Annotated in this window: 1 protein-coding gene; it reads left to right on the forward strand. The window is 72.0% G+C overall.

What is annotated here, in order from left to right; genetic code table 11:
• On the forward strand, positions 1–4,257 hold a 4,257-nt coding region (locus tag ACH4TL_RS45705), incomplete at both ends, for an acyltransferase domain-containing protein (RefSeq protein ID WP_398332082.1).

Genomic DNA, 4,257 nt, shown 5'->3' on the forward strand with positions numbered 1-4,257 from the left:
CGGCACGGGCCGTGCGGAGCCGTTGTGGCTGGGGTCGATCAAGTCGAACATCGGGCACGCGCAGGCGGCCGCGGGCGTGGCCGGGGTCATCAAGACGGTGCTGGCGATGCGGCACGGGGCGCTGCCGCGGACGCTGCATGTCGAGGAGGCGACGCGGCATGTGGACTGGTCGGCGGGGGCGGTGGAGTTGCTGGCCGAGGCCCGGGAGTGGCCCGCGGCGGGTCGGCCGCGGCGTGCGGGGGTGTCGTCGTTCGGGATCAGCGGGACGAACGCGCACGTGATCGTGGAGGAGGCCGCTGAGGCTCTTGAGGCTTCTGCGGCTGCTCTTGGGACTTCTGAGGTTCCTGAGGTTGTTGTTGCGGCGGAGGCTGACTCCACTCAGGGCTCGGCCCGGGGCTCGTCCCGGGGTTCGGTCGCGGTGCCGTGGGTGGTGTCGGCTCGGTCGGTGGAGGCGTTGCGGGAGCAGGCCGGGCGATTGCTGGGGCATGTGGGGGAGTTGCTGGGAGCCCGGACCGGTGATGTGGGGTGGTCGCTGGTCTCGCAGCGGTCGCTGTTCGAGCACCGTGCGGTGGTGACGGGTGCGGGGCGTGAGGAGTTACTGGCGGGGCTGCGTGCCCTGGCCGAGGGCGGTACGGCGGACAACCTCACCGTCACACCCCCCACCACACCCCCCGACGGCCCGAACAAGCTCGCCCTGCTCTTCACCGGCCAGGGCGCGCAACGCCTCGGCATGGGCCGGCGACTGCACCGGGACTTCCCCGTCTTCGCAAAGGCGTTCGACGATGTGTGCGCGTACCTGGACCCGCATCTGCCCCTGCCCCTGAAGGAAGTCGTCTTCGGTACGGACGCCGAACTCCTGAACCGCACCCTGTACGCCCAACCGGCCCTGTTCGCGCTGGAAACCGCGCAGTTCAGGCTCCTGGAGCACTACGGCGTCAAGCCCGACCACCTGCTCGGACATTCGATCGGCGAGGTGGCCGCCGCCCATGCCGCTGGCGTCCTCGACCTGCCGGATGCCGCGCTCATGGTGGCAGCGCGGGGACGGCTGATGGAGGCGGCCCGCAGCGACGGCGCCATGATCGCCTTACAGGCCACCGAACAGGAGGTCCTGGCGGTCCTCGGCGACCGTGACGACCGGGCCGGCATCGCCGCGATCAACGGTCCGCAGTCCGTCGTGATCTCGGGCGACGCCGCGGTCGCCGTCGAGGTCGGGGACCACTTCGCGGCGCTGGGGCGCAGGACCAGGCGGCTGCGGGTCAGCCATGCCTTCCACTCTCCGCACATGGACAGCGTGCTCGATGAGTTCCGCGCCGTCCTCGACGGCATGCGCTTCGCTGAACCCGCCCTCTCCGTCGTGTCCAACGTGACCGGTCGGGAGGCCGCCGCCGAGCAGCTGCGTTCGCCGGACTACTGGGTGTCCCACATCCGCCGTGCCGTCCGGTTCGGCGAGGGGATCGACTGCCTAGCCGGGCTCGGGGTGGGCACCTACCTCGAACTCGGCCCCGACGGCGTACTGACGGGCCTGGTCCAGGACTGTCTGCCGTCCAGCACCGACGCCGTCGCGCTGCCGCTGCTGCGTGCCCGGCGCCCGGAGACCGGCGCCCTGCTCACCACGGTGGCGCAGACGGCCTTTGCCGGTCATCTGCCCGACTGGTCGCCACTCTTCCCGGGGGCGCGGCCGGTGGAGTTGCCGACGTATGCCTTCCAGCACCGGTCCTACTGGCTGCGGGAGGACGCGGCCGTGGTGGATGTGGCGTCGGCGGGGCTGGAGGCGGCGGGGCATCCGCTGCTGGGCGCGGCGGTGGAGCGGCCCGACGGGAGGGGCTGGGTGCTCACCGGCCGCCTCTCGCCGACGACCCACCCCTGGCTGGACGACCATGTCATCGGCGACGAGGTGCTGCTGCCCGGTGTGGCGCTGGTCGATATCGCCCTGGCGGCGGGCGCTCGGGTCGGCTGCCATCGACTGGACGAACTCACCCTGGAAGCACCGCTGTCCCTCCACCGTGACACGCCGGCCGACCTCCGTGTCGTAGTGGACCCGGAAGACCCGGAAGAAGAAGGCCGCTGGTCGCTGGCCGTGTTCGCACGCTCCGGCGACACCTGGACGCGCCACGCCACCGGCGTACTGGTGGCCGAAGCCCAGGCTGAAAGGGAGGCCCAAGCAGAGGCCACAACCGCCGGGAAGACGCTGACGGAATGGCCGCCGAAGGATGCGACCCCCCTCGACATCGCCGACGCGTACGAGGTTTTGGCCGCCTGCGGCTACGACTACGGGCCGGCGTTCCAATGCCTGCGCGCCGCCTGGCGCGACGGCGACGCGCTGTGTGCGGAGGTGGGGCTGCCCGTCGGCGTGGACCCCTCCGGTTTCGGAGTGCATCCGGCTCTGCTGGACGCGGCGTTGCACCTGCTCGTCCTGCAGGGCGACCGGGCGGCCGGACTGCGGCTGCCGTTCGCTTGGTCCGGGGCCGAACTGCACGCCACCGGGGCCACCGCGCTGCGGGTACGGCTCACGCCCACCGGTACCGACACCGTGGCCATGGACCTCGGTGACGCCACCGGGGCGCTGGTCGTCACCGTCGCCTCGCTGACCCTACGGCCCTACTCCGCGTCGCGCGGGGACCGGACGTCCCAGTTCGCCGTGGACTGGGTTGCCGTGCCGGAGCCGGCCGCCGAGACCACCCCGGCCGGACCCGTCCCGGACCTGAGGACGGACCGCTGGGCCGTCCTCGGTACGCGCGGCCCGGACCTTCCAGGCGTGGCACGTCACCCGGACCTCGCCGCGCTGTCCGGTGTGATCGAGACCCTCGACGTGGCGGTCGTACCGTGGACGGCGGACGCGCCGGAGCACGACGTGGTGGCTGAAGCCCATGCCGCCGCCCTCGAGGTCCTGTACCTGCTGAAGAGCTGGATGGCCGACGATCACGCGACCTCCGCGCCCCTGGTGATCCTCACCCGGAAAGCGGTGGCCGCCGGAGTCGGCGAAGGCGTCGGGGACCTCGCGGCATCCGTGCTGTGGGGCCTGCTGCGCACCGCCCAGACCGAACACCCCGGCCGGTTCGTCCTCCTGGACGTCGACACCGACCCGACCCCCGGCCTGGTGGCCGCCGCCCTCGCCACCGGTGAACCTCAATTGGCCTTGCGCGACAACTGTTTGAAGGCCGCCCGGCTGGTCCGGCACACATCCCGCGAGCTGCTCGCGCCCCCGGAGGGCGCGCCGGTCTGGCGAATGGAACCGGGCCCCAGCGGCTCGCTCGACGCGCTGTCCCTCCGCCCCCGCCCCGAGGCGTTCGACCCCCTGCTCCCGGGAGAGGTTCGCGTCACCGTCCGCGCCGCCGGCCTCAACTTCCGCGACGTGCTCAACGCCCTGGGGCTCTACCCGGGCGACGCGGGCCCGCTCGGTATCGAGGGCGCCGGTGTGGTCACCGAGGTCGGCCCCGGGGTGACCCGGTTCGTGCCCGGTGACCGGGTCATGGGCCTGCTGCCCGGCGCGTTCGGACCGGTGGTCGCGACCGACAGCAGGATGCTCGTCACCGTCCCGGACGGCTGGACGTTCGCCCAGGCGGCAGCCGTTCCCGTCGTCTTCCTGACCGCCTACCACGCGTTGACCGACCTGGCCGCCCTCGCTCCCGGCCAGTCGCTGCTGGTCCACGCGGCGGCCGGCGGCGTCGGTATGGCAGCTGTTCAGCTCGCCCGTCATCTCGGAGCGCAGGTCTTCGGCACCGCGAGTCCCGGCAAGTGGGACACGCTGCGCTCCATGGGCCTGCGGGACGAGTGCGTCGCCTCCTCCCGGGACCTGCTCTTCGAGCGGAAATTCCGTCAGGTCCTCGGCGAGGACGGCGGGTTCGACGTCGTGCTCAACTCGCTGGCCCACGAGTACGTGGACGCCTCACTGCGCCTGCTGCGGCCCGGCGGCCGGTTCCTGGAGATGGGCAAGACCGACATCAGGGACCCCGCGTCCTTCGCCCACGTCTCCTACCGGGCGTTCGATCTCATGCGGGTCGACGCCGACCGCATCCAGGAAATGCTCACCGACCTCATGGGCCTCTTCGCACGCGGCGTGCTCACCCCGCTGCCGCTCACCGCCTGGGACATCCGCCGCGGCAAGGACGCCTTCCGCCACATCAGCCAGGGCCGCCACACGGGCAAGAACGTACTCACTCTTCCGGTGTCGTTGGATCCTGAGGGTGTGGTGTTGGTGGTGGGCGGTACGGGGGTGCTGGGGTCGCTGCTGGCGCGTCATCTGGTGGTGGGGTGTGG

Origin of the sequence: Streptomyces sp. NPDC021115 (assembly GCF_044333065.1) — a bacterium.
Lineage (GTDB): Bacteria > Actinomycetota > Actinomycetes > Streptomycetales > Streptomycetaceae > Streptomyces.